This is a genomic window from Tritonibacter sp. SIMBA_163 (assembly GCF_046535935.1).
Lineage (GTDB): Bacteria > Pseudomonadota > Alphaproteobacteria > Rhodobacterales > Rhodobacteraceae > Epibacterium > Epibacterium scottomollicae.
In genome coordinates, this window is record NZ_JAWJBP010001212.1 from 1 (window position 1) to 240 (window position 240).

Consider the following 240-nt stretch of genomic DNA (forward strand, 5'->3'; position numbering starts at 1 on the left):
CTATACACAAATAGGGATCATACTAGTATCTGCTTTTATGGGCTATCTTATTTATCAAAAACATCGTGATCATCATCAATCCAATACCCATTTTCCCATATCACGTAGGTTTGCCATGATGTGTCTATCTTTATTTTTTGTCTTACTCATTCTTTTACCAATTTTAAGAGAAGTGACATCGATTCAGTGGATTGCGATGTTCGATCATTTTTACCGTTCTGGTTCACTTGTTTTTGGTGG

Annotated in this window: 1 pseudogene; it reads left to right on the forward strand. The window is 35.0% G+C overall.

What is annotated here, in order from left to right:
- Positions 1–37: 37 nt before the first annotated feature.
- Positions 38–240, forward strand: a pseudogene (locus tag R0J92_RS26160) (chromate transporter); the annotation flags it as partial.